General features: G+C 61.1%; 17 protein-coding genes. 9 read left to right on the plus strand and 8 right to left on the minus strand.

What is annotated here, in order from left to right:
• The first annotated feature begins 4 nt into the window (after window positions 1-4).
• The 4 genes from pqqF (at window position 5) to nahK (ending at window position 7,949) form a co-directional block, all read left to right on the plus strand.
• Window positions 5-2,554 carry a pyrroloquinoline quinone biosynthesis protein PqqF gene (pqqF, locus tag BN1079_RS03125; RefSeq protein WP_037022215.1) on the plus strand — a complete coding sequence of 850 codons (2,550 nt, stop codon included), beginning with the start codon at window positions 5-7 and terminating at the stop codon, window positions 2,552-2,554.
• Window positions 2,555-2,717: 163 nt separating this feature from the next.
• The gene (locus BN1079_RS03130; RefSeq protein WP_037022216.1) at window positions 2,718-3,926 is read left to right on the plus strand and encodes a porin; all 1,209 of its coding nucleotides are present in this window, start codon (window positions 2,718-2,720) and stop codon (window positions 3,924-3,926) included.
• 326 nt (window positions 3,927-4,252) lie between these two features.
• On the plus strand, window positions 4,253-5,380 hold the full coding sequence (gene nosP / locus BN1079_RS03140) for a nitric oxide-sensing protein NosP (protein ID WP_227753338.1): 1,128 nt from the start codon (window positions 4,253-4,255) through the stop codon (window positions 5,378-5,380).
• Complete coding sequence (gene nahK, locus BN1079_RS03145) at window positions 5,310-7,949, plus strand: hybrid sensor histidine kinase/response regulator NahK/ErcS' (RefSeq protein ID WP_081950799.1); 2,640 nt, start codon at window positions 5,310-5,312, stop codon at window positions 7,947-7,949. Before nosP ends, nahK begins: the two co-directional genes overlap by 71 nt.
• A gap of 393 nt (window positions 7,950-8,342) precedes the next feature.
• Here the strand turns inward: nahK and BN1079_RS03150 are convergent, their stop codons facing one another.
• The 6 genes from BN1079_RS03150 to BN1079_RS03175 form a co-directional block, all read right to left on the minus strand.
• Window positions 8,343-9,008 carry a response regulator transcription factor gene (locus BN1079_RS03150; protein WP_037022220.1) on the minus strand — a complete coding sequence of 222 codons (666 nt, stop codon included), beginning with the start codon at window positions 9,006-9,008 and terminating at the stop codon, window positions 8,343-8,345.
• A gap of 212 nt (window positions 9,009-9,220) precedes the next feature.
• Window positions 9,221-10,012 carry an ABC transporter permease gene (locus tag BN1079_RS03155; protein WP_037022221.1) on the minus strand — a complete coding sequence of 264 codons (792 nt, stop codon included), beginning with the start codon at window positions 10,010-10,012 and terminating at the stop codon, window positions 9,221-9,223.
• 29 nt (window positions 10,013-10,041) lie between these two features.
• Window positions 10,042-10,767, minus strand: a complete 726-nt coding sequence (locus tag BN1079_RS03160) for an ABC transporter ATP-binding protein (protein WP_037022222.1) — start codon at window positions 10,765-10,767, stop codon at window positions 10,042-10,044.
• Window positions 10,764-11,735 (minus strand): YVTN family beta-propeller repeat protein, encoded by a 972-nt coding sequence (locus BN1079_RS03165; protein ID WP_037022223.1) that lies wholly within the window; start codon window positions 11,733-11,735, stop codon window positions 10,764-10,766. The genes BN1079_RS03160 and BN1079_RS03165 overlap by 4 nt, the downstream gene beginning before the upstream one ends.
• Window positions 11,736-11,795: 60 nt before the next feature.
• Window positions 11,796-12,293, minus strand: coding sequence for a tetratricopeptide repeat protein (locus BN1079_RS03170; RefSeq protein WP_037022224.1), 498 nt, complete (start codon window positions 12,291-12,293; stop codon window positions 11,796-11,798).
• Window positions 12,290-13,477 (minus strand): ABC transporter substrate-binding protein, encoded by a 1,188-nt coding sequence (locus BN1079_RS03175; RefSeq protein ID WP_037022225.1) that lies wholly within the window; start codon window positions 13,475-13,477, stop codon window positions 12,290-12,292. Before BN1079_RS03175 ends, BN1079_RS03170 begins: the two co-directional genes overlap by 4 nt.
• A gap of 155 nt (window positions 13,478-13,632) precedes the next feature.
• Here BN1079_RS03175 and BN1079_RS03180 point away from each other — a divergent pair, with 155 nt between their 5' ends.
• The 3 genes from BN1079_RS03180 to BN1079_RS03190 are packed head-to-tail and all read left to right on the plus strand — an operon-like array spanning window position 13,633 to window position 16,003.
• Window positions 13,633-14,070, plus strand: a complete 438-nt coding sequence (locus BN1079_RS03180) for a cupredoxin domain-containing protein (protein WP_037022227.1) — start codon at window positions 13,633-13,635, stop codon at window positions 14,068-14,070.
• 21 nt (window positions 14,071-14,091) lie between these two features.
• On the plus strand, window positions 14,092-15,369 hold the full coding sequence (locus tag BN1079_RS03185) for a HAMP domain-containing sensor histidine kinase (protein ID WP_037022229.1): 1,278 nt from the start codon (window positions 14,092-14,094) through the stop codon (window positions 15,367-15,369).
• Complete coding sequence (locus tag BN1079_RS03190; RefSeq protein ID WP_037022231.1) at window positions 15,350-16,003, plus strand: response regulator transcription factor; 654 nt, start codon at window positions 15,350-15,352, stop codon at window positions 16,001-16,003. Before BN1079_RS03185 ends, BN1079_RS03190 begins: the two co-directional genes overlap by 20 nt.
• Window positions 16,004-16,072: 69 nt before the next feature.
• Here BN1079_RS03190 and BN1079_RS03195 read toward each other — a convergent pair whose 3' ends face one another.
• Window positions 16,073-16,723, minus strand: a complete 651-nt coding sequence (locus BN1079_RS03195; protein ID WP_037022233.1) for a pentapeptide repeat-containing protein — start codon at window positions 16,721-16,723, stop codon at window positions 16,073-16,075.
• 280 nt (window positions 16,724-17,003) lie between these two features.
• The gene (exaA, locus tag BN1079_RS03200; protein ID WP_037022236.1) at window positions 17,004-18,875 is read right to left on the minus strand and encodes a quinoprotein ethanol dehydrogenase; all 1,872 of its coding nucleotides are present in this window, start codon (window positions 18,873-18,875) and stop codon (window positions 17,004-17,006) included.
• 335 nt (window positions 18,876-19,210) lie between these two features.
• On the opposite strand from exaA, the gene pedF reads away from it, so the two are divergent.
• Together pedF and BN1079_RS03210 are read left to right on the plus strand one after the other, a co-directional pair.
• Window positions 19,211-19,648, plus strand: a complete 438-nt coding sequence (gene pedF, locus BN1079_RS03205) for a cytochrome c-550 PedF (protein ID WP_037022238.1) — start codon at window positions 19,211-19,213, stop codon at window positions 19,646-19,648.
• Window positions 19,649-19,653: 5 nt separating this feature from the next.
• Entirely contained in the window at window positions 19,654-20,550 is an 897-nt protein-coding gene (locus tag BN1079_RS03210; RefSeq protein ID WP_037022239.1) for a substrate-binding periplasmic protein, read from the plus strand.
• Window positions 20,551-20,588: the final 38 nt, after the last annotated feature.

Raw genomic sequence — 20,588 nt, forward strand, 5'->3', positions numbered from 1 at the left:
GCCTATGCCTGTGCCAGCCGATTCTTTTCAGCGTCCACCACAGATCCGCCTGTCCAGCGGCTTGCGCGTGCGACTGCTGTGTCTGCCGGAAAGCGCGCAAGCAGCTGTATTGGTGCGTGTGCATGCGGGCGCCCACGATGCCCCCGCGGCTTACCCGGGTCTGGCTCATTTTCTTGAACACTTGCTGTTCCTCGGCAGCCGCAACTATCCCGTTGAGCAGAGCCTGATGCCCTTTGTGCAGGCCTGTGGGGGGCAGCTGAACGCTTCAACCCGCGAGCGGCATACCGATTATTTCTTTCAGGTGCCTGCGGATCATCATCAGGAAGGCCTGCTGCGCCTGGTGGATATGCTTGCCCGACCGCTGCTCGATCCCGACGCCCAGCTGCGAGAGCGCGAGGTGCTGCATGCCGAGTATCGGGCGCGCGCCGAAGATGTCGAAACCCTGTGTGATGCGGCACTGGGCCGGGTTATTGGCGAGGAGCATCCGTTTGGCGCGTTCCATGCCGGCAACCGCGAAACGCTACCTGTCGAGCAAGAGAGTTTTCAACTGGCTCTGCGGGGTTATCACCAGCGCTTTTATTGCACTGGGCAAATCGAGCTGCTGCTGGCTGGCCCACAAACAGAGGATGAACTGCTGCAACTGGCGCGACTCGCCGAGGACTCGCTTGGCGTAGGCCCGGAGATCTGTAACAGGGATGCGCCGCCCCTGAAGCAGCCGCAGGAGACCTGGCTGCGACTCCAATTGGACAAGGCTGCACCGCGACTGCTGCTGGCATGGGCGCTGGAGGGGATTACCGAGCACGGCCAACCTGCGTTGGACTATCTGGCCAGCTGGATTGCATCCGAAGCACCGGAGAGCCTTCTCTCGCGATTGCGTAATCAGGGCTTGTGCCAGTCGCTAAAGCTGCGCATGCCGTACAGCTATGCGGGGCAGGGTGTGGTGGTGATCGAGGCGACGCTGACCGAGCAGGGGCTGAAACAGCGGGCGCAGGTCATCGATGCGCTCATGGACTGGTTAGGTTTCTTTTCCACTGACATTCGCTGGCAGGCCGGTCGCGAACACTATTCATGCGTGATCAGACGGCGTTTGCAGGTCGCGGAACCGCTGGCGCGGCTCAGGTACTGGGTCGAGCCCCAGGCCTGGGGTGAGGACAGCGACGAGTCGGCAGTGCATGGGGCATTGGCGAGCATAATTGGGCAGTTACTCGCGACCCGACCGGTCGTGCTGACTTGCGATGCGACGCCTCGCGACTCCATCGAAACCGCCGGGTTTCCGCTGCGGTTGAGCTTCGAAGCACCCGAACGGGCCGAAGCCCACGCCTGGCATTGGCAACCCCCAAAGGCCAATCCCTGGCTGCGAGCCGGTCCGCGTGGAAAGGCGGTAGCACGTCAACCGACGCTGGACTGGCTCGGCCCGGAGGATGCAGCCGGGCGCGCGACGCTGTACCTGCATTGGCGATTCATGCCCGACAGGGCTACGGCTGGATACGGGCAGGCGCTTCAGCACGCCCTGCAAACGCAGGTCTGGGCTGCAGGGGAGGCCGGAGTTGAATTGCGTTTCGAGGATCAGGGGCACGGCTGGCTGCTGAGTTTGTACGGCATTGCCGAAGCCATTCCGCTGATTTTGCAAGACCTTGGCGCACTGCTGGCCAGGCCGCCGCAGGCCTCTCTTGCCCAAGGGCACCAGCTGGCCGAGCGCGCCTTCAGGCTAGAAGGTGATCAGATGCTCCTTCGCCAGCTTCTGGCGTTGCTGCCGCAGGTGTTTAATGACTCAACGGCCAGCGCCACGCAGGCTCCGTTGAAACAGACTGGGCTGGAGCAGCAGTGGAGCAAATCGGAACGACAGGCAATGGCCGTGGGTTTCGCAGCAGACCTAAGCGGCCCGCTGCAGGAGGCCATTACTGCGCTGCCGGGCATGGCGGCAGCGGTGCGCTCTGGGCCAAAGGTCAGTTCTGAATCCCGTCGCTGGCTGCAAGTTGGATCAGGGGACGAGGGCGAGACAGCTTTTTTGCTCTTCTGTCCGTTGCCTGCGCCTGGCGATTGCAGCACCGAAGCCAGCTGGCGGGTGCTGGGTCGCCTACTCGAGCACGCCTTTTTCCGCCGGCTGCGCAGCGAGTTGCAGCTCGGCTATGCGGTTTTCAGCCGCTTCACTTGCGTTGCGGGCCAGGGCGGGATGCTATTTGCGGTCCAGTCGCCGACTGCTTCGGCAGCGGAAATTCTTGGGCATATCGAGAGCTTTCTCGAAGGCTTTGCTCTGCAGCTGACTAGTCAGGCCGCGCAGATCGAAGAGGCCGCCCGAGAACTGTCCGTGCGTCATGTGGCGACCAATGATCTGCGTGCCTATGCCGAACAGAGCTTGCAGTCCTGGCTGGCTGGTCATGATGCCGGACATCAGACCCGGGTGGCGCAGGCCATGGCAACCCTTGAGATAGCGCAGGTGCTGGCGGCGCTGGAGGCGTTGCGGCATGGCTCTGGAGGTTGGCGAGTCCTGACCAATGCCGCCTCCCCACAGGGTTGGCAAACACCTGCCAAAGGGCTGCGGCTTACTACCTAAGCGCTGCTTCTAGCGGCGTGACCTTCACCTGCTTGTAGTCCTGCTCCTGCCTACCACCCAAAGGAGTAGCAAAGCGCCGCTATGGCAGCGTATGGCTCATGCGGGGTGCTTTCGATAATCCGCTTCGACACGACTGACCGTCGTCAAATCAGCGGAGAGCGCCATGCACAACAAGAAAAAAACCTGCACAAAGATTCTGCCCCTGGCTCTGGCCAGCGCGGTGGCCATGGGCCTGAGCCAGTCGGCCATGGCAGAGATCGTGCTTTACGATCAGAACGACACCACTTTTTCCACGGATGGTTACTTCAACACCTTTTACGTCCACAGCAAGGTGGATCGTGACGGTGAGCAGTTCGACCGTAACCAGTCGCGCGTCAAAATGGGCTTTCTGCCCAACTACATCGGCTTCAACTTCAAAAAGCAGGTCGGTGATCTGAAGCTTGGTGGGCGCTCTTCGTTTTGGGTGACCATCAACGACAGCGAGACCAATGGTACTGAAAGCGGTATCGACGTTCGTCAGTTCTACGCCACTGTCGCCAACGACGAGTGGGGTGAAGTGCTCTTCGGTAAGGATTTCGGTCTGTTTGGCCGCTCCAATATCCTGCTGGATGAGATGCTCACTGGCTACGGCCAGGTCAGCGACACCCTAGGCCTGGTGGATGGTGGCGGTGTTTCCTTCGGCAATATCGGTACCGGCTACCCCTATCCGTTCCCAACCGCGCAGGTTACCTATCGCTCGCCTGTAATGAGCGGTCTGCGTGTCGCGGTTGGCATCATGGATCCTGTCGATACGTCAGGAGTTGCGGATGACCCTGCCGATCAAACTACGCAGCTGGACAAGGCTTACCAGGACACGCCACGTTTCGAAACAGAGATTACCTACCAATTCGAAGCAGGTGGCGCTCAGTTTTACACCTGGCTGAGCGGCATGCAGCAGAGCTCTGATAACACCGATAGCAGCGTCCGAGATGTGGATTCCAAAGGCATTGGCTATGGTGTGCAAGCGAAGATGGGCGCCTTTTCGCTGACTGCATCGGGCTTTCAGGCTGAAGGAATCAACCCTTTCTTCACCAATAATGTCGGTGAGGCGCAACTGCGGGAAATTGACAGCGATGGCTACCTGCTCCAGGGCTCCTACCGCTTCGGCAAGAACCGCGTGGCACTGTCCTACGGTAAGACCGAGGATGATGGCAACGGACTGGGTTCGGCTGCCGACTTCGAAACTCGTGGTGTTGCGTTCTTCCACAGTGTCAATGACAACCTGACCCTGGTAGCGGAACTCAATGAGTTCGAAGCGCGGGGGCGTAACGGCAACAGCGCTCTGGATGAAGACACCCGCACTGTAGCCATCGGTGCTGCCCTTAGCTTCTAATCAAGCAGAAAAGCAGGGCGCGGATGGAATCCGAACCGTAGGTCGCTCCGTCCGTTGCATCGCAGTGGACCGTGCGTTGAGCGCACACCACGCCCTGGCGCAGCTCGCCGCTGCGCCGCCCCTTCGAAGGCCGGTATTCCTCGTGAATGCCGGCCTTTTCATTCTGTAGTGCGTGATTTCGCCGCATTACGACCTTGGCACGCCGCCATAGGTACTCAAGTAGCATTTGCCTGTCTCCGGGCCTGTCCAAAAATGAACACAATCCAATTTGGGCGGTAGGAGTGCGGTGCGTGATCGAAGAACAAGCCGAAGTGATACGCACAGCGATGTCGGAGGCAAAGGATGCTGAAACCGTGGCCCAGGATCTGGCGCGGCAGCTGATTCACCCACATCTCGACTTCGTGCTGTTCTTCTGTTCGGCTGAATATGATCTGCCGGCCCTGGGCGATGCGCTGCAACAGTATTTTGGCGGCGTGCGTCTGGTGGGATGCACTACGGCGGGTGAGATCACCACACAGGGCTACAACCGCAGCTGCGTGACGGCTATCGGCTTCGATCACCGCAGCTTTTCCATCTCCAGCGAACTGATCGTCGAGATGGATCGCTTCAGCCTGATCGATGCCCAGCAGCTGGTTGAGCGCCTTGGCAGCGATTGTCGTAGCAATTCCCTCGCGCCAATCAAGGACCACAGTTTCGCTCTGACTCTGCTCGATGGTCTGTCCAGCCGCGAGGAGGTGGTTCTGTCTGCGCTCAGCGCCGCGTTTGGCAGCATTCCGCATTTTGGCGGTTCGGCTGGCGACGACAATCACCTGACCGACACCTACGTCTATTACGACGGCAAGTTTCGCAGCGGCGCGGCCATTGTGGTGCTGATCAATACCTGGCTGGACTTTGAGGTATTCACCACCCACCACATGCTGCCGCGCAGCGAGAAGCTGGTGGTGACTCAGGCCGACAGCAATGCCCGGCGCGTCTACGAACTTAACGCCGAGCCGGCCGCGGAAGAATATGCCCGCCTGATTGGCGTCAATGTAAGTGATCTCAACCACGCGTTGTTTGCCGCTCACCCGCTGGCGGTGCGTATTAACGAGCAGTACTACGTGCGCTCCATCCAGAAGGTCAACGAAGACCTGAGCCTGACGTTCTACTGCGCCGTGGAGAACGGCATCGTACTGACCGCCATGCGCCCCGGCCCGCTGATGCCCAACCTGGAACAGCTCTTCGAACGCCTTGAGCAGCGTCTCGGCGAAACCCTGCTGACCTTGGGCTGCGACTGCTTTCTGCGGCGGATGGAAGTGGAGGGTAACGGCACCACGGAGCAGATTTCCGCTTTTCTCCGACGCCAGAAGGTGATCGGCTTCAACACCTACGGAGAACAGTTCAATGGCACGCACATCAACCAGACCTTCACCGGAGTCGCCATTGGCCGTCCCGGAGGACGAGGTGGTCGCTGAACTGCCCACGCGACTGGCCGAACTCGAACGTGAAAATGCCAAGCTGCGCCGCATCAATGCCGCGCTGATCGAAAGGATTGAATCCAGCGGATCCGGGCGCGATGCCTCTTACACCGCGTTTCAGCACTCGGTGGAGCTGGCCGAGCAGGTGCGCGAGCGCACGGACGCCCTGAACCAGACCATGGCCGAGCTCAAGGCCAGCAACCGCCTACTCAGCGACGCCCGCATGCGTGCGGAAACCGCGCATCAGCACCTGGTCGACGCCATAGAGAGCATTTCCGATGCCTTCGTACTGTTCGACAAGGACCAACGCATCGTCCTCTTCAACCGCCGCTTCAAGTCGCTGTGGAACCGCACAGGCGCTCGCATCAACGGCAGCACCCGCTTGTCGGACATGCGCCGGCTGGCTGACAGCAGTGGCCTGATCGCCGAAGAGCACCGCGGCAAGGGCAACGAGCCCACGGTCTACCGCTTGCACAATGGGCGCTGGGTGCAAGTCAGCGAGCGACCCACCCGCGAGGGCGGGCTGGTGGTGCTCTATACCGATATCACCGAGGTCAAAATCAGCGAAACCATGCGCCGCGAACAGGCCCTGGCGCAGAAGTCGCGTTTGCTGCAGCGCGCCGTGGACAACCTTTCTCAGGGCGTGGCGATGATCAGTGCTGACGGCAGCCTGGAACTGTGGAATCGCCGCTTCCTCGAGCTCTGCGGGCTGGCGCCGATCGAGGCGCACCGACCCTTCGCCGAGGTCATGGCCGATAGCGAGCTCAAATTGCTGACCCCGGACACACGCAGCGAGAACGGCCAGCCGCTGACGGAGCTGGAGCAGCACCTGTTCGATGGCCGTACCTTGGAAATTCGCACTCATCCGCTGCCCACCGGCGGCTTCGTCAATACCTTCACCGATATCACCGAGCGTTACCGGCATGCGGAGGCGCTGCGCGAAAGTGAACGCTGGATCCGCCTTATCACCGACCATGTACCGGCGCTGATCGCCTACGTTTCGGCCGACCTGACCTACGCCTTCACCAACAAGGTCTACGAAGAATGGTATCGCTGGCCCAGAGACGGCATGCTCGGTCAGTACCTGCGCGAGATTCACAGTGGCGATCACTGGCAGCAGCTCGAGCCCTATATCGAGCGGGCGCTGTCCGGTGAAAGCATCAGTTTCGAGATGGCCGAGCCCAACCATGTCGGGCAGCAGCGCTATATGTTGCGCTCCTATGTGCCCAATCGCCTGGCCAGTGGCGAAGTGGCCGGTATCTTCGTACTGATCCAGGACATCACCGACCGCCGGCGCACCGCCGAAGCCTTGCACCAGGCCTATCAGAACCTTGAGCAACGGGTCCGCGAGCGTACGGCGGAACTGACCAGCCTGAACGAACAGCTGCTGTGCGAGATCGACGAACGCGCCCACGCCGAGGCGCGTCTGCGCGAAGCCAAACGCGAAGCGGAGCTGGCCAACCTCTCCAAGACCAAGTTTCTGGCGGCAGTCAGCCATGACCTGTTGCAGCCACTGAATGCCGCGCGGCTGTTCACCAGCGCCTTGCAGGAGCAGCCGGAAGCGTCCAGCAACGGGCTGGTGCGCAACATCAGCAATTCCCTGGAAGATGTGGAGAACCTGCTCGGCACCCTGGTGGACATTTCCAAGCTGGACGCTGGCGTGATCAAGCCCGATATCGCGTCGTTCGCGGTTAGTGAGCTGCTGGAGAACCTGGCCGTGGAGTTTCGCCAGATCGCCGGCTGCGAGCAGCTGCAGCTGAACTACGTGCCCAGCGCCGCACTGGTGCGCAGCGATATCCAGCTGCTCGCCAGGATTTTGCGCAACCTGCTGACCAATGCCATCCGTTACACCCCCAAAGGGCGTGTGCTTCTGGGCTGTCGCCGTCGCCGGCAGATCCTGTCGATTGAGGTCTGGGATACAGGTGTGGGCATTGCCGAGGACAAGCTGGAAGAAATCTTTCAGGAGTTCAAACGTGGCGATGCAGTGCAGGCCAATCAGGACCGCGGCTTGGGGCTGGGCCTGGCCATCGTGGAAAAGATCGCGCGCATGCTCGGCCACCGCATCGTGGTGCGCTCCTGGCCGGGTCAGGGCTCGATGTTCGCTGTCGAGGTGCCTCTGGCTCGCCGCACTTCCAGGGTCCGTGCGGAACCGAGCAGCACGGAGCTGGTACTGGAACGGCTCAAAGGCGCGCGGGTTTGGGTGCTGGATAACGACGCGGCAATCTGCGCCGGCATGCGAACTCTGCTCGAAGGCTGGGGTTGTGTGGTGACGACCGCGTTGTCGGAGGAGGACCTGGCGCGCCAGGTGGACAACTTCCATGCCGATGCCGACCTGATCATCGCCGACTATCACCTGGACAACGACTGCAACGGCCTGGATGTGGTCACCACGGTGAATGAGCGCCGTGCCAGTTCACTGCCGGTGCTGCTGATCACCGCCAATTACAGCAACGACCTCAAGCTGCAGGTGCGGGAGCTGGGGCATATGTTGATGCATAAGCCGATTCGGCCGATGAAGCTCAAGACAGCCATGTGTCATATGTTGGAGCATGGGCAGGCGAGCTGAAGGACTGTAGCCGAACTTGTGCGGTGCTTTTGCTTGGGTTTGCAGACCTCGCCCGGGCCCCGGCCGCAAGCTTTTAAGAAGCACGAGGACAAACAAAGCTCGCGAACGAGTTCGCTCCTACAAAAGCGGCATTGGCAGTGCTGCACTGGGCCGAGTTTTTGGCTCTATATGCGTTAACGGTTGTTCTGTGGGGGCGGTATGCACATGGCCATTGTAGGAGTGGCCTTGGCCGCGAAAGGAGCCCTACCGATGCTCAGGAAGCGCTTCGTGGACAGGTCCGTTTCCACAAAAGCAGGACTGCTCCAGCAAACCTAACGCAGACATAGCCAACTTGTTCGGCCTTTTTAGCGGGGTGGCCGAACAGGTTCGGCCCTACGGGGAAAGACCCGGTGCTTAGCGCCGCAAATAGGCCGCGAAGTCGATATCGCCCGCGGAAAGAATCGCCTGCACCCGATTGTGCACATTGAGCTTGCGCAGAATCGCCGAGACATGCGCCTTGACCGTGGTTTCCGCGATGTCGAGGTTGTAGGCGATCTGCTTGTTGGACTCACCCTTGGTCATGCGCTCCAGCACCAACAGCTGCTTGCGGGTCAGCGCCTGCAGCAGTTCGGGCGGGATGCTCGACTCGTTGTGATTGGTATGGCGGGAGGTCGCCTTCTGGCTGCGGATGATGTCCGAAGGGAGGTAGACGTTGCCGTTGAGAATCTGCTCGATGGCTTCGGTCATCTGTGCCCGCGGTGACGACTTGGTGATAAAGCCACAGGCACCGTAGGTGATGGCCTGCAGCACGATCTGCTTGTCCTGCTCGGCGGAAACGATCACCACGGGAATGGTCGGTGCTTCGTTGCGAAGATTGATAAGGCCATTGAGACCGTGCATGCCGGGCATATTCAGGTCCAGCAGCACCAGATCCAGATCGTCGTGTTCCAGGGTCAACGCCAGGGCGCTGTCGAGGTCGGCCGTTTCCAGTATCTCGCTTCCTGGAAAACCGTCCCTGATGACGTTGTGGATGGCTTCGCGAAAGAGCGGATGATCATCTGCGATCAATATCTTGTACAAGACCGGTCACCTCATTGTTTTGGCTATGGCGGGCAGATCGTGTGTGGCTGCTTCTGCGCTGGTACTTCGGTCGGTCTCATTACAGTGCACTAAGCGCCTTTTTGAAATCCTACGATCGGCAGCCGAACCGGCACCAAAGTAGTAGTGATGATTTCAGGGTGAAGCTAACTAATTGAAAAATAACATAAATTCCAGGCATGGTTCGGCTGGCTTCAGGCGCTGCGGCGCAGTGCGGCATGCTGCGGATTGAAACTGAGCACTGCCAGCAGACTGAACAGCAGTGTCAGCCCCAGGCAAATGGCGAGCGCCACTATATTCAATCGCTCGTAGAGCGCATAGCGCACCAGCTCGACGGCATGGGTGAAGGGATTCAGCGCACAGAGCCAGTACAGCCAGTCGCTGGCTTCGCGCATCTTCCAGAGCGGGTAGAGCGCGGAAGACAGAAAAAACATCGGGAAGATGACGAAATTCATTACCCCGGCAAAGTTCTCCAGTTGGCGGATGCCATTGGACAGCAGCAGCCCCAGTGCACTCAGCAGCAATGCCACCAGCAGCAGCGCCGGTAATGCGCCGAGCAGGCCCAGCGCAGGTGGCTGAACGCCGTACAGCCAGGTGATGCCGAGAAAGGCGTATACCTGCAGCAGCGAGATCAATGCGGTGGCCAGGAGCTTGCTGGCAAGGAGGAAGCTGCGTGGCATGGGGCTGGTCAGCAGCACGCGCATGCTGCCCATTTCCCGGTCGTAGACCATCGATAGCGAGCCCTGCATGCCGTTGAACAGCAGGATCATACAGGCCAGTCCTGGGACGATATAGGTTTCATAGGTGATGTAGGTGTCGTAGGGCTCGATGATGGCGATACCCAGTGCGGCACGAAAACCTGCAGCGAACACCACCAGCCACAGCAGTGGTCGCACCAGGGCGCTGAGAAAGCGCGAGCGCTGCTGAACGAAACGTAGCCATTCGCGAAACACGATGGCGCGCAGGCATTCCCAGTAGGCATTCATTGCAATACTCCAGACGGGGTGCGGTCTGTTCAGGCCGCGCTGGCGGCGGTCAGGCGGGTGAAGGCGCGCTCGAGATTGCCGTCGGCGGCGGAAATGCTGTCGGCACGTCCCTGGGCCACCAGGACGCCGCGGTTGAGGATCAGCAGATCATCCTCAGCCTGCACTTCATCGAGCAGGTGCGTCGTCCATAACACGCTCATCCCCGTGCTGCGACACAGTGAGCGAACGTGAGCGTTGAGCGCCTGGCGGCTGGCAGGGTCGAGACCGACGCTGGCTTCGTCGAGCAGCAGCAGGCCTGGCTTGTGGAGCAGGGCGCGGGCAATTTCGACCCGCCGGCGATGGCCGCCATTGAGCTCTCGCACTCGGCTTTTGCGCCGCTCAACAAGTTGCTGGCGCTGCAGTTCTTGCTCGATGCGTTCGTTGGCCAGAAAGCGTGGCATACCGTGCAGAGCCGCGTGATAGCGCAGGTTCTGCTCGACGCTCAGGTCCAGATCCAGGGTGCTTTGCTGGAACACCACACCCAGGCGCCGCAGGGCTTCCCGCGGCTCCGAGCGCAGGCTGAAACTGGCCACGCGGATTTCGCCCTGCTGCAATTCGTAAAGCTTGGTGAGCAGGGCGATCAGCGTGGATTTGCCTGCGCCATTGGGGCCGAGCAGGGCAGTGAAACGCCCTGCCGCTGCGCTAAAGTTGACGTCACGCAGTGCTTGTCGATCACCATAGGCGAAGCCGAGGTTCTCGACCTCCAGTACGTTCATGGGGTTACCACCACGCCCCATGGATAACGACCGACCTTGATCGACTTGATGACCTTGAGGGTTTTCATGTCTATCACCGAGACGTCGCCACTGACGCCGTTGGTGGTCAGCAGCTGGCTTTCGTCGGTATTGAAGGACATGTGCCAGACGCGTCGGCCTACCAGCAAATAGTCGAGCACTTCATAGGTTTTGGCATCGACCACGGCTATATGGTTAGCCGGGCCGAGGGCGACGAAGGCGTACTTGCCGTCGGAGCTGAGCTTGATACCCACCGGCTGAACGCGGTCGGGGTGCACGCCCTTGATGGCGAAGTTCAGCGTCTTGATGATCTGCCTTTGCTCCACATCCACCACGCTGACAGTGCCGCCGATCTCCGAGGAGGCCCAGAGAATCTTGCTGTCCTTGGTGAATTCGACATGGCGTGGGCGTTGATCGACCAGGGTGTTGTCCACCAGCTCGTTGGTGGCGGTGTCGATCCAGTGCAGCATGTTGGTGGTTTCGCTGGTGTTCACCGCCCACTTGCCGTCGGGGCTGACGGCCATGCCTTCAGGCTCGACGCCGACTTCGATCTGCGCCAGAACTGCACCGTCTTCCACGTCCACAACGGTAACCAGGGCATCGTCCTCGTTGGAGATATACAGCCACCGGTTGTTCGGGTGCAGGGCAAATTGCTCGGGGTCAGCGCCAGAGGGCAGCTGCTTGATGATCTGGCGGCTGGCCAGGTCCATTACCTGCACCGTGTCCGAGTCGCTGGCGCAGATGTAGAGCAGCTTGTTGTCATGGGAAAGGGTAAGGCCGCGTGGGCGCATGCCGACTTCCAGAGTCTCGACCGTTTCCAGCGTGTTCAGGTCGATAACGCTGATGGTGTTGTCTTTCTCGTTGGAGACGTAGGCGGTATCGGCCAGGGCTGTAGCGCTGGCGCAGGCGAGAGCGCAGCTGATTGCCGCAGCAAGGAATGTTCTGGTCATCGTCGGATTCTCTCTTGTCGTTATCATCATTGGCAGGTTGTTGCCGCAGCTAAGCTCGGCTTAGAGGGCTGATTCGGTCTTGGCCGCTGCGTCCATCTGCTTCAGGTATTCGCTGGCTTCGCTCTGGCCGTCGGCAGCGGCGCGTTGCAACCATTCGCGGGCGTGCTGCGGGTCGGCCTGCACGCCTCGGCCTTCGGCCAGGGCCACGCCCCAGTGGTAGCGCGCAAGGCCAACGTAGCTGACCTCATCCGCTTGCTCGGCGCCTTGCTTGAGCAGTGCGGCGGCCTTGGCCAGATCAGGCTCGACGCCGCTGCCGTTCTCGTACATTTGCGCCAGCCAGATCAGCGAATACACGTCGTTCCAGCGGGCTACGCAGTCTTCGAAGATGGCTTTGGCTGCCGAGAAATTACCGGTCTTGGCGGTGACGTAGCCGTACATGCATTTGATGCGCTTGGGGCTGTCGATATAGGCCTCGTAGCTCATTTCGTTGTTGGCAGTGGCCTGATTGGCGCAAACCATGGCCAGGCCCAGCAGCACTGCGTGTGTCTTGCGACTCATGATTCCACCTCACTCAACCGGCAGCTGCTTTCCGGGGCGTCGAAGCCCAGGGTGTCGAGCTCGCTGGACGGGTGGAGAAAGCCATCCTGTGGCGAGTTGGAAACCAGTCCGCGTGGATGCACCAGTGGAATTGGCTGGCGTAGCTGCCCGTTCCAGGGGCGGAAAGTCAGCTTGCGGCCCTTGAAGCCATCGAGTGGCAACTCCTCGCTAAGCGAGAGGGTGCGGATGGCCTTGGGGTCGGCTTCGCCAAGGCGGGTGACCGCGGCGGCCAGGCTGCGCACGCCCATCCAGGCGGCGAAGTCGCGGTCATTCATCCAGCGCCCGGCGTGAGCCTCGAAGCGTTTCTGCAGTTGGGCAGCACCGTAGGTTTCCACCGTCTTGTGCCAGCCGGTGGGCGTCAGGCCCTGGGTGCCGACTACGGGGCGCGGCAGCCAGGTGTGATAGGGCACGTATTCGCCGAAGTCGCCGCGTTCGTCGGCTACCACTACCACGTCGTATTCACGGGCCTGGGTAAACAGCGGCATTTCCGCCTGGGCGCTGCGGCGCTGGTCGTTGTCGAAGCTCCAGGCCTTTTCTTCGATGACTTTGTGGCCGAAGCGTTTGGCCGCACGCCGCAGAGCCTGGGCGTAGGCCTGATCCTCGGCGGTCGGTCCGGTGATCAGCAGCCAGCGGTTCCAGCGGCGCACGGACAGGAACTGGCCTAGCGCATCGGCGAGCATGCTGCGGCTGGGCAGGGTGTGCAGCACGTTGGGCAGGCAACGCTCGGTTCGCAGCTCGTCAGCGGCGCTGCCAGCGTTGATCAGCAGGCTGTCAGGCAGTGTCTTGGCAAGCGCTTGCAGGGTATCGGCCGGTGCATTGATCACGAACAGGCGCAGCCCCTCGGCGTGCAGCTTGCGCGCTTCTTCCAGCAGTTGCTCAGGGCTGTCGCTGCTAAGGGGCTGTAGCTGGTAGCTGTGCTTTAGAAAGCGCCCGGTGGTGTTGCTGTCGGCAATGGCCAGCTCGGCCCCGCGCTGTCCGGCATCCGCCGGTTCGGGAATCACGTTGGAAAGCAGGGGGCCGGGGTCGGGGCGATAACTCAGATAGCCAATCTGCACGGCAAGCTCCTTGGCCGGTGCGGCATCAACCAGGGGCGCAGCGCAGGCGATGGCAATCAGGCAGCTGGCATATTGAAGTAAATGGCGCATGGGGAGCTCCTGTGGCGTTGCAGCCAGCATAGGAACCCAGTCGAGGCGGGGAAATATGCAGAAAGTACCAGTCTCTGTGTACCAAGGTAGTAAAGGGAGGACAGGCCCGCGCCCATAGGATAAGCACCTCGAGAACAACAAAAGAGATCAGCCTCATGCGCGTTGCCAAGCCCTTTCTGCTCAATATTCTTTTCATCGGCAGCCTGATCGGCTTTGACCAGAGCCATGCGGCAGGTGACCTGACCATGCGTACCCAGACGCTGCCGGCACTCGCCTTCGGCTCCGAGGAAAACGACTACGCGGTATCGCAGAAACGTTACGAGTTGGAAACCGGGGTCGCATACCGGCTCAAGATCAGCTCTGACGGCCAGAAGGAGTGCGCCTTCCAGGCGCCCGAGTTCGCCCATTCGATCTTCTTGCGCAAGGTCGAGGCCGGCGGCATCGAGATCAAGGCGGTTACGCTGCTGGAGCTGGAGTTCGAGGATGCCGGCGAAGCCGAAATCTTCTTCCTGCCGGTCAAGCCCGGCAACTTCCCGTTCTATTGCAAGGGCCTGCAGAACAAGGGCATGGAAGGCGAATTTATCGTCAAGTAACTCCTTCGGTCGGGAAGCCTTATGTCTGCACTCGGGCGCATCTACTGGCTGGTTTCGCTGTTTTTTGGCCTGATCGCCACAGTCTGCATGCTGGTGCTGCTGCGCCAGGCCAGCCATGACGTAGGCCGTGAGCTGAGTGCCGCACAGGCGATGGTCACCTACCTCAGCGAGGTGGCCGAGCGCGACTCTGCCGCGCTGCAAGGAGAACTCACCGATAACCTGCGGCACGTGCGGGTGCGATGGCTGCAGCCGGGACAAGTGCCGGAGCCTCTGAATCGGGGTTCCTGGCTCGACCGACAGATTTATCCGAGCGAGCTTGCCGAGCCGGTCACTCTGCCATTGGCGGATGGCAGGCGCCTGCAGCTAAGCGTCGATCCGGCTGACGAAATCGACGAGGTATGGGATTCGCTGCTGCGGCTGCTGACCCTGTTCTGCATCGCGCTGCTGCTAAGTCTGCTGGCGATTCGTTGGGCGCTACGCCCGGCACTGGCGGTGCTGGATGAGCTGCTCGCCGCTCTGGAGCGGGTTTCACAGGGCCGGCTCGATACCCGCCTGGGTAGCCACACGCTGGCGGAAGCGCGTCAGCTGGCCGGGCATTTCAACCGCATGGTGACTTCTCTACAGAGCGCCCGTCGTGAGAACGATGAGCTGACGCATGCGCTGCTGGCCTTGCAGGAACGTGAGCGAACCCAGCTGGCCCAGGCCCTGCACGACGATCTCGGTCAGTACCTGGCCGGCATCCGCGCCCAGGCCTGCCTGCTGCAGGCGGTCAAGGATCAACCGACTTTGGTCGCGGCCACGGCCGTGCGTCTGGATGACAACTGCGAACAGTTACAGAACGGATTCCGGCGGCTGACCCGCGAGCTTTACCCGGTGATGCTTGAACACCTTGAGCTGCCGGAAGCGATCCGCCTGTTGGCGGAGCAGTGGCAGGAGGCGCATGGCATAGAGCTACGTCTGCATGTGGACAAGCGTCTTCCTGTCCTGCCTCTGGTGGTCAAGGAACACCTGTACCGGCTGTTGCAGGAAGCGCTGACTAATGTCGCCCGACATGCCCACGCCAGCCGTGTGCACATCCGTCTACGTCTGCGTGGTGAGCGCTTGCGCTTGCTGGTTCGGGATAACGGCTGTGGGGCAGGCGAGAGTCGCCCACTGGGTATCGGCCTGCGCTCGATGCGAGAAAGAGCGCATTGCCTCGGGGGCCATCTGTTCCTCGCCAGCCGCTCCGGTGGCGGTTGGGCTGTTCTGCTGGATTTTCCCCTTATGGAGGCCATGGCCCATGAAGATATTGCTGGTTGACGATCATGCCGTGGTCCGCCAGGGCTATGCGGCACTTTTGCGAGCGTTGCTGCCTGAAGCCCAGGTGGTGGAAGCCTGTGATGGCGAGGAGGCTCTGGCAAAGGTTCAGGAGGAGATCCCCAGTCTGGTGATCATGGATGTCGGCCTGCCGGGCATCAGCGGCCTGGAGACAACACGCCGGCTGATCCAGCGGCTGCCCCAGCTGCGGGTGCTGTTCTTCAGCATGCATGATGAATTGCCGCTGGTGCGCCAGGCCCTGGATGCCGGTGCTGCCGGCTATATAACCAAGAGCTCTTCACCGCAGGTGTTGGTGGATGCGGTACGTCGCACCCTTGCCGGCTACGCCTATATTGAACAGCCGCTGGCGACACAGCTGGCACGCAATCCCACGGCCACCGATGCTCATGATCCTAGGCTGCAAGGCATGACCCAGCGTGAGTTCGAAATCTTCGTGATGCTTGCCAAAGGTACCCCTTCGCGGGTGATCGCCGAGCGTCTGTGCATCAGCGGCAAGACGGTGTCCAATTACCTGACCCTACTCAAGAGCAAGCTGCAGGTCAGCTCCCAGGCCGAACTGGTACATCTGGCCATCGATACGGGTGTGCTGCGGGTCGGAGAGCGGGCGGCGGGGTAAAGCCTAAGAAGCTCGCGAACGTGTCCGCGAGCTTTCGCTTTCTGCACGACATGGTTTCCAGCAAGCGCGCTATTTCTCCCAGTCCAGCGGGCAATCAGTGCATTTCTCCATATTGGTGCCTTGGAAGGACGCGTAGTGGCGGCGGGCGCCGGTGAGGGTGGCGCTGGCCAGGTTGGCATCGTTCAGTTTGGCTTCCTGCAGGTTGGCATCGGTTAGATCGGCGCCCTTTAGGTCGGCCTTGCTCAGCCAGGTCATTTCCAGGTTCGCTCCGGTCAGGTTCGCCTGGTGCAGTTTGGCACCGCTCATGCGGGCGAACTCCAGATTGGCAGCGGTCAGGTCTGCACCTTGGAACTGAGCGCCCTGGCCGAACAGCCCCCAGCCCTGAATCGCGACCATGTGTGCATCGGTGAAATTCGTCAGGCGCAGATTGGCCTGTTGCAGGCTGGCGCGGCTGAGAGCGGCGCCGGTGAAATTCGCCTTTTCCAGATTGGCCAGGTCGAGCTTGGCATGACGCAGGTTGGCACCGGAAAGGTTGGCACCGGCCAGGTTGATTTTGCTCAGGTCCAGGTTGCTGAGATCGGCCCCGCGTAGATCCGCGTTGGGGCATTGGCTTTCAGGTTGCAGCACGCAGCCGTTAATGCTGCGCGGCTGGTCGTCGTCGGCAAGCGCCGTGACGCTGGCAAGCAGTACGAGGGGGAGCAAAAGTCTGGGTGATTTCATGGCAGGTTCCCTGTGTGCAGCGTTTGGGATGAAAGGGGATTTAGGTGGAGAGCGTCAGGACCTGACGTTGGCCGCGAAACCCCTGCGCAAGCTCTCTCCTGCAAAACCGGATTGCTGTTACGAAGGGGACCGCCCGATCAGCCTTCAGTTGGGCAGGAGCGCCGCGAACCCGAGAGCGCCAACTCTGGCCGGTTCCCGGTCAGCTCCCGCAACTGGCTAAAGGCTGACTTATTCCGAGAAGGGTCTTTAGGGCCGAACAGGTTCGGCCCTAAAGCTTCGCTTAGCGCTGTGCCGTCTTGTTGTCCCACTCAGGCAGTTTGAACACCCAGAACGAGCCGCCTTGGGCGACCGGCTTGGTCAGTGTGGCCATGTCGCCGCCCCACAGCGGTACGGCTCCGCCGTAGCCGACGGTTACGCCGATGTACTGCTGGCCGTCCTGTTCCCAGGTGACGGGCGGGGAGATGATTCCGCTGCCGGTCTGGAATTTCCAAAGCTCGTCGCCGGTCTTGGCGTTGAACGCCTTGAAGTAGCCGTCGCTGGTACCGGTGAAGACCAGGTTGCCCTTGGTCGCCAGCACCCCTGCCCACAGAGGCAGAGCTTCCTTGTGTTCCCAGGCGACCTTGCCTGTGGTGGGGTCCATGGCGCGCAGGATGCCGACGTGGTCGTCATACATGCGCTTGATGCGGAAGCCCTGGCCCAGGTAGGCGTTGCCCTTCTTGTAGCTGACTTCCTCGGTCCAGTAGTCCTCCTTCCAGTGGTTGGCAGGCACATAGAACAGACCGGTGTCCTGGCTGTAGGCCATGGGGTTCCAGTTTTTGCCGCCAAGGAAGGGTGGTGATACTTCCACCGACTTGCCGCGGGTTTCACCCGGCTCGGGCTTGGGCGGACGCTGGCCTGCAACTTCTACCGGGCGACCGGTCTCGAGATCGATATGGCTGGCCCAGGTGATGTTGTCGACGAAGGGGAAGGCGTTCTTCAGCTTGCCGTCCTTGCGATCGACCACATAGAAGAAGCCGTTGCGGTCGGCGTGGGCGGTGGCCTTCACGGTCTTGCCGTTCTTGTCCTTGTAGTCGAACAGCACCAGCTCGTTGTTGCCGGAGAAGTCCCAGGCATCGTTAGGCGTGTGCTGGTAGAACCACTTCACTTCGCCGGTGCTCGGGTCCACACCGACCTGACCGGAGGTGTAGAGGCTGTCGAAGTCCTTCGGGTCGCCGCCGTCGGCGGTGCGCGCCCAGCCGTTCCAGGGTGCCGGGTTACCGGCGCCGACGATAATGGTGTTGGTTTCCGGGTCGAAACTCGCGCTCTGCCACGGCGCACCGCCGCCCTGGCTCCAGGCTTCCTTCTTGCCGGTGGGGTGGTTGGGATCATCCGGCCAGGACGGCGCCTTGATGTCGCCAGTGGGCGTGCTTTCCTTGCCGTTCAGGCGGCCCATGTGGCCTTCGACGAAGGGCCGCATCCAGATTTCCTCACCGGTGTCCGGATCACGGGCGAAGAGCTTGCCGACGATGCCGAATTCGTCTCCGGAGCTGCCGTGAATCAGCAGAACTTTGCCGGTTTTGCCGTCTTTTACGATGGTCGGTGCGCCGGTCATGGTGTAGCCAGCGGCGTGGTCGCCGAATTTCTTCTTCCACACCACCTTGCCGGTGTCCTTGTTCAGTGCCACCACGCTGGCATCGAGGGTGCCGATGTAGATCTTGTCGCCGTAGATTGCGGCGCCACGGTTGACCACGTCGCAGCACGGACGGATGTCGTCGGGCAGGCGGTGCGCATAGCTCCACAGGCGCTTGCCGGTACGCGAATCCAGAGCGAACACTCGGGAGTAGGAGCCGGTCACGTAGATCACGCCGTCGTGAATGATGGCCTGGGATTCCTGACCGCGCTGTTTTTCGTCACCGAAAGAGAAGGACCAGGCCGGGGTCAATTTGAAAACGTTGTTCTCGTTTACCTGGGCCAGCGGGCTCCAGCGTTGGGCGTTGGTGCCAAGCCCGTACTGCAGGACGTTTTCAGTGGAGACGTGGTCATTGGCGATGTCTTCCCAGGTGACGTTCTTAGCCTGAACGAGGCCGCTCAAAGCGAGGCCGCCGGCTAGCGCCAGGCAGTGCACGGCGAGGGCGAGAGGGCGTTTGCTGCCGGGGTGCGATCTTGTTGTCATGGTTGCGATTCCCTTGGTCGATACGAACGAGGCCTTGCCGCATGAACGTTGTTGTCGTTGCGAGCCAATGGCCAGGCACGGCGATTATTGGAATCGCGCTCCTCTGCCCGATACGGAAAAGCTCCCGCCAACCCAGGGAAAACTTCCCAAACGGTCTGTGTTTTCGCCTTGCTACCGCAGGGTGTGCCTGGCGGCCCAATGCCCTACTACCAAGGAAGGAGAAGCTGGCAACCAAAGCAGGATTCTGCCGAACCGGGCGCATCGCCAAGATGGCCGCCATGCGCTCCGTAGTAGGAGTTGCCTTGCTCAGGTTTCAGAAATCAACGGTGGTAGTCATGAATAATAAAACTCTATTGCGTGCTTTCTTCGCTGCCGGCCTGCTCGGCGCCGCCGGCTTTGCGATGGCACACGGCGACGTAACACCACAGAAAGTGGAAACCAAGGGGCTGGCTCCGTTGGGCGAAGAATGGCTGGATGAAAACCCCTATCGTGAACCGAGCGAGTTCCACGAGCGGGCGATCGAGATTGGATCGTCGGCCTACAACCAGAACTGCGCCCGTTGCCACGGCCTGGAAGCCATTTCTGGAGGCATCGCGCCTGATCTGCGCGAGCTAGAGGCTAGTGTTGACGGCGACGATTGGTACAAAGAGCGTGTAATCAATGGCGCGGTGCGCGACGGCGCGGTGTATATGCCACGCATGGCCGACTACCTCAGCCAGGAAGCACTCTGGGCAATCCGTACCTATATCGAAAGTGAGGCCGCCAAGCAGTGATCACCATGCGCCGGCTGCTGGCGAGCCTTTGTCTGCTGATGTATTGCGCCTTGGCCCAGGCACAGGTGCCGCACGTGGCGAAGGTGCGCGAGTTCGACGACATCATCGCCTCGGGCGTGCTAAAGGTCGCGCTGTACCGGGATTTCCCCCCGTACAGTTTCATGGTCGACGGCGAGGCGCGCGGGGTGGATGTCGAGCTGGCGCAGCAACTGGCGGACGGGCTCGGGCTTAAGGTCGAGGTGCTGTGGGTTACGCCCGATGAGACGCTGGACGATGACCTGCGCAACTTCATCTGGCGTGGCCATTACCTGCGGCCCGGCATCGTCGCCGACGTCATGCTGCGGGTGCCCTATGACCGCGAATTCTCTTACAAGCAGAACGAGCTGGGCGAGCTGATCAACGAGCTGGTGGTGATGTTTGGCCCCTATCAGCGTGAGCGCTGGCAGTCGGCATATGACCATCGCCGTTTGGAAGAGGTAAGCAGCGTCGCGGTGTTCCAGTACCATCCGGTCGGGGTGGAGGTGGAAAGCGTACCTTCGTTCTATCTGGCTTCGGTTCTCAACGGCAACATCCGAAAGATGCTGCACCACTACCCAACCACTCGCGATGCCTTTGCCGCCATGCAGGCCGGCGAGGTGGACGCGACCATGGGCATGCGGGGCGAGATCGACTGGCTGATGAGCCAGGCCAACGACCGCAACCTGCATCTGGCCGACAACGCCTACCCAAATATGGGGCGGCAGGTGTGGGACTTGGGCATGGCCGTGCATGAGTCCAACCGGCAGCTGGCCTATGCCATCGAAGGCGTGCTGGAGGGAATGCTCACCGACGGCAGCCTGGAGCGGATCTATGCCAGCTACGGTATGCGCTACGAGTTGCCAGGGCTGTATCAGACCGAGTGAGTGTGGAGATAAAGTCCTTTGGCGGCGGTCGTATGGAT

Origin of the sequence: Pseudomonas saudiphocaensis (genome assembly GCF_000756775.1) — a bacterium.
GTDB classification, from domain to species: domain Bacteria; phylum Pseudomonadota; class Gammaproteobacteria; order Pseudomonadales; family Pseudomonadaceae; genus Stutzerimonas; species Stutzerimonas saudiphocaensis.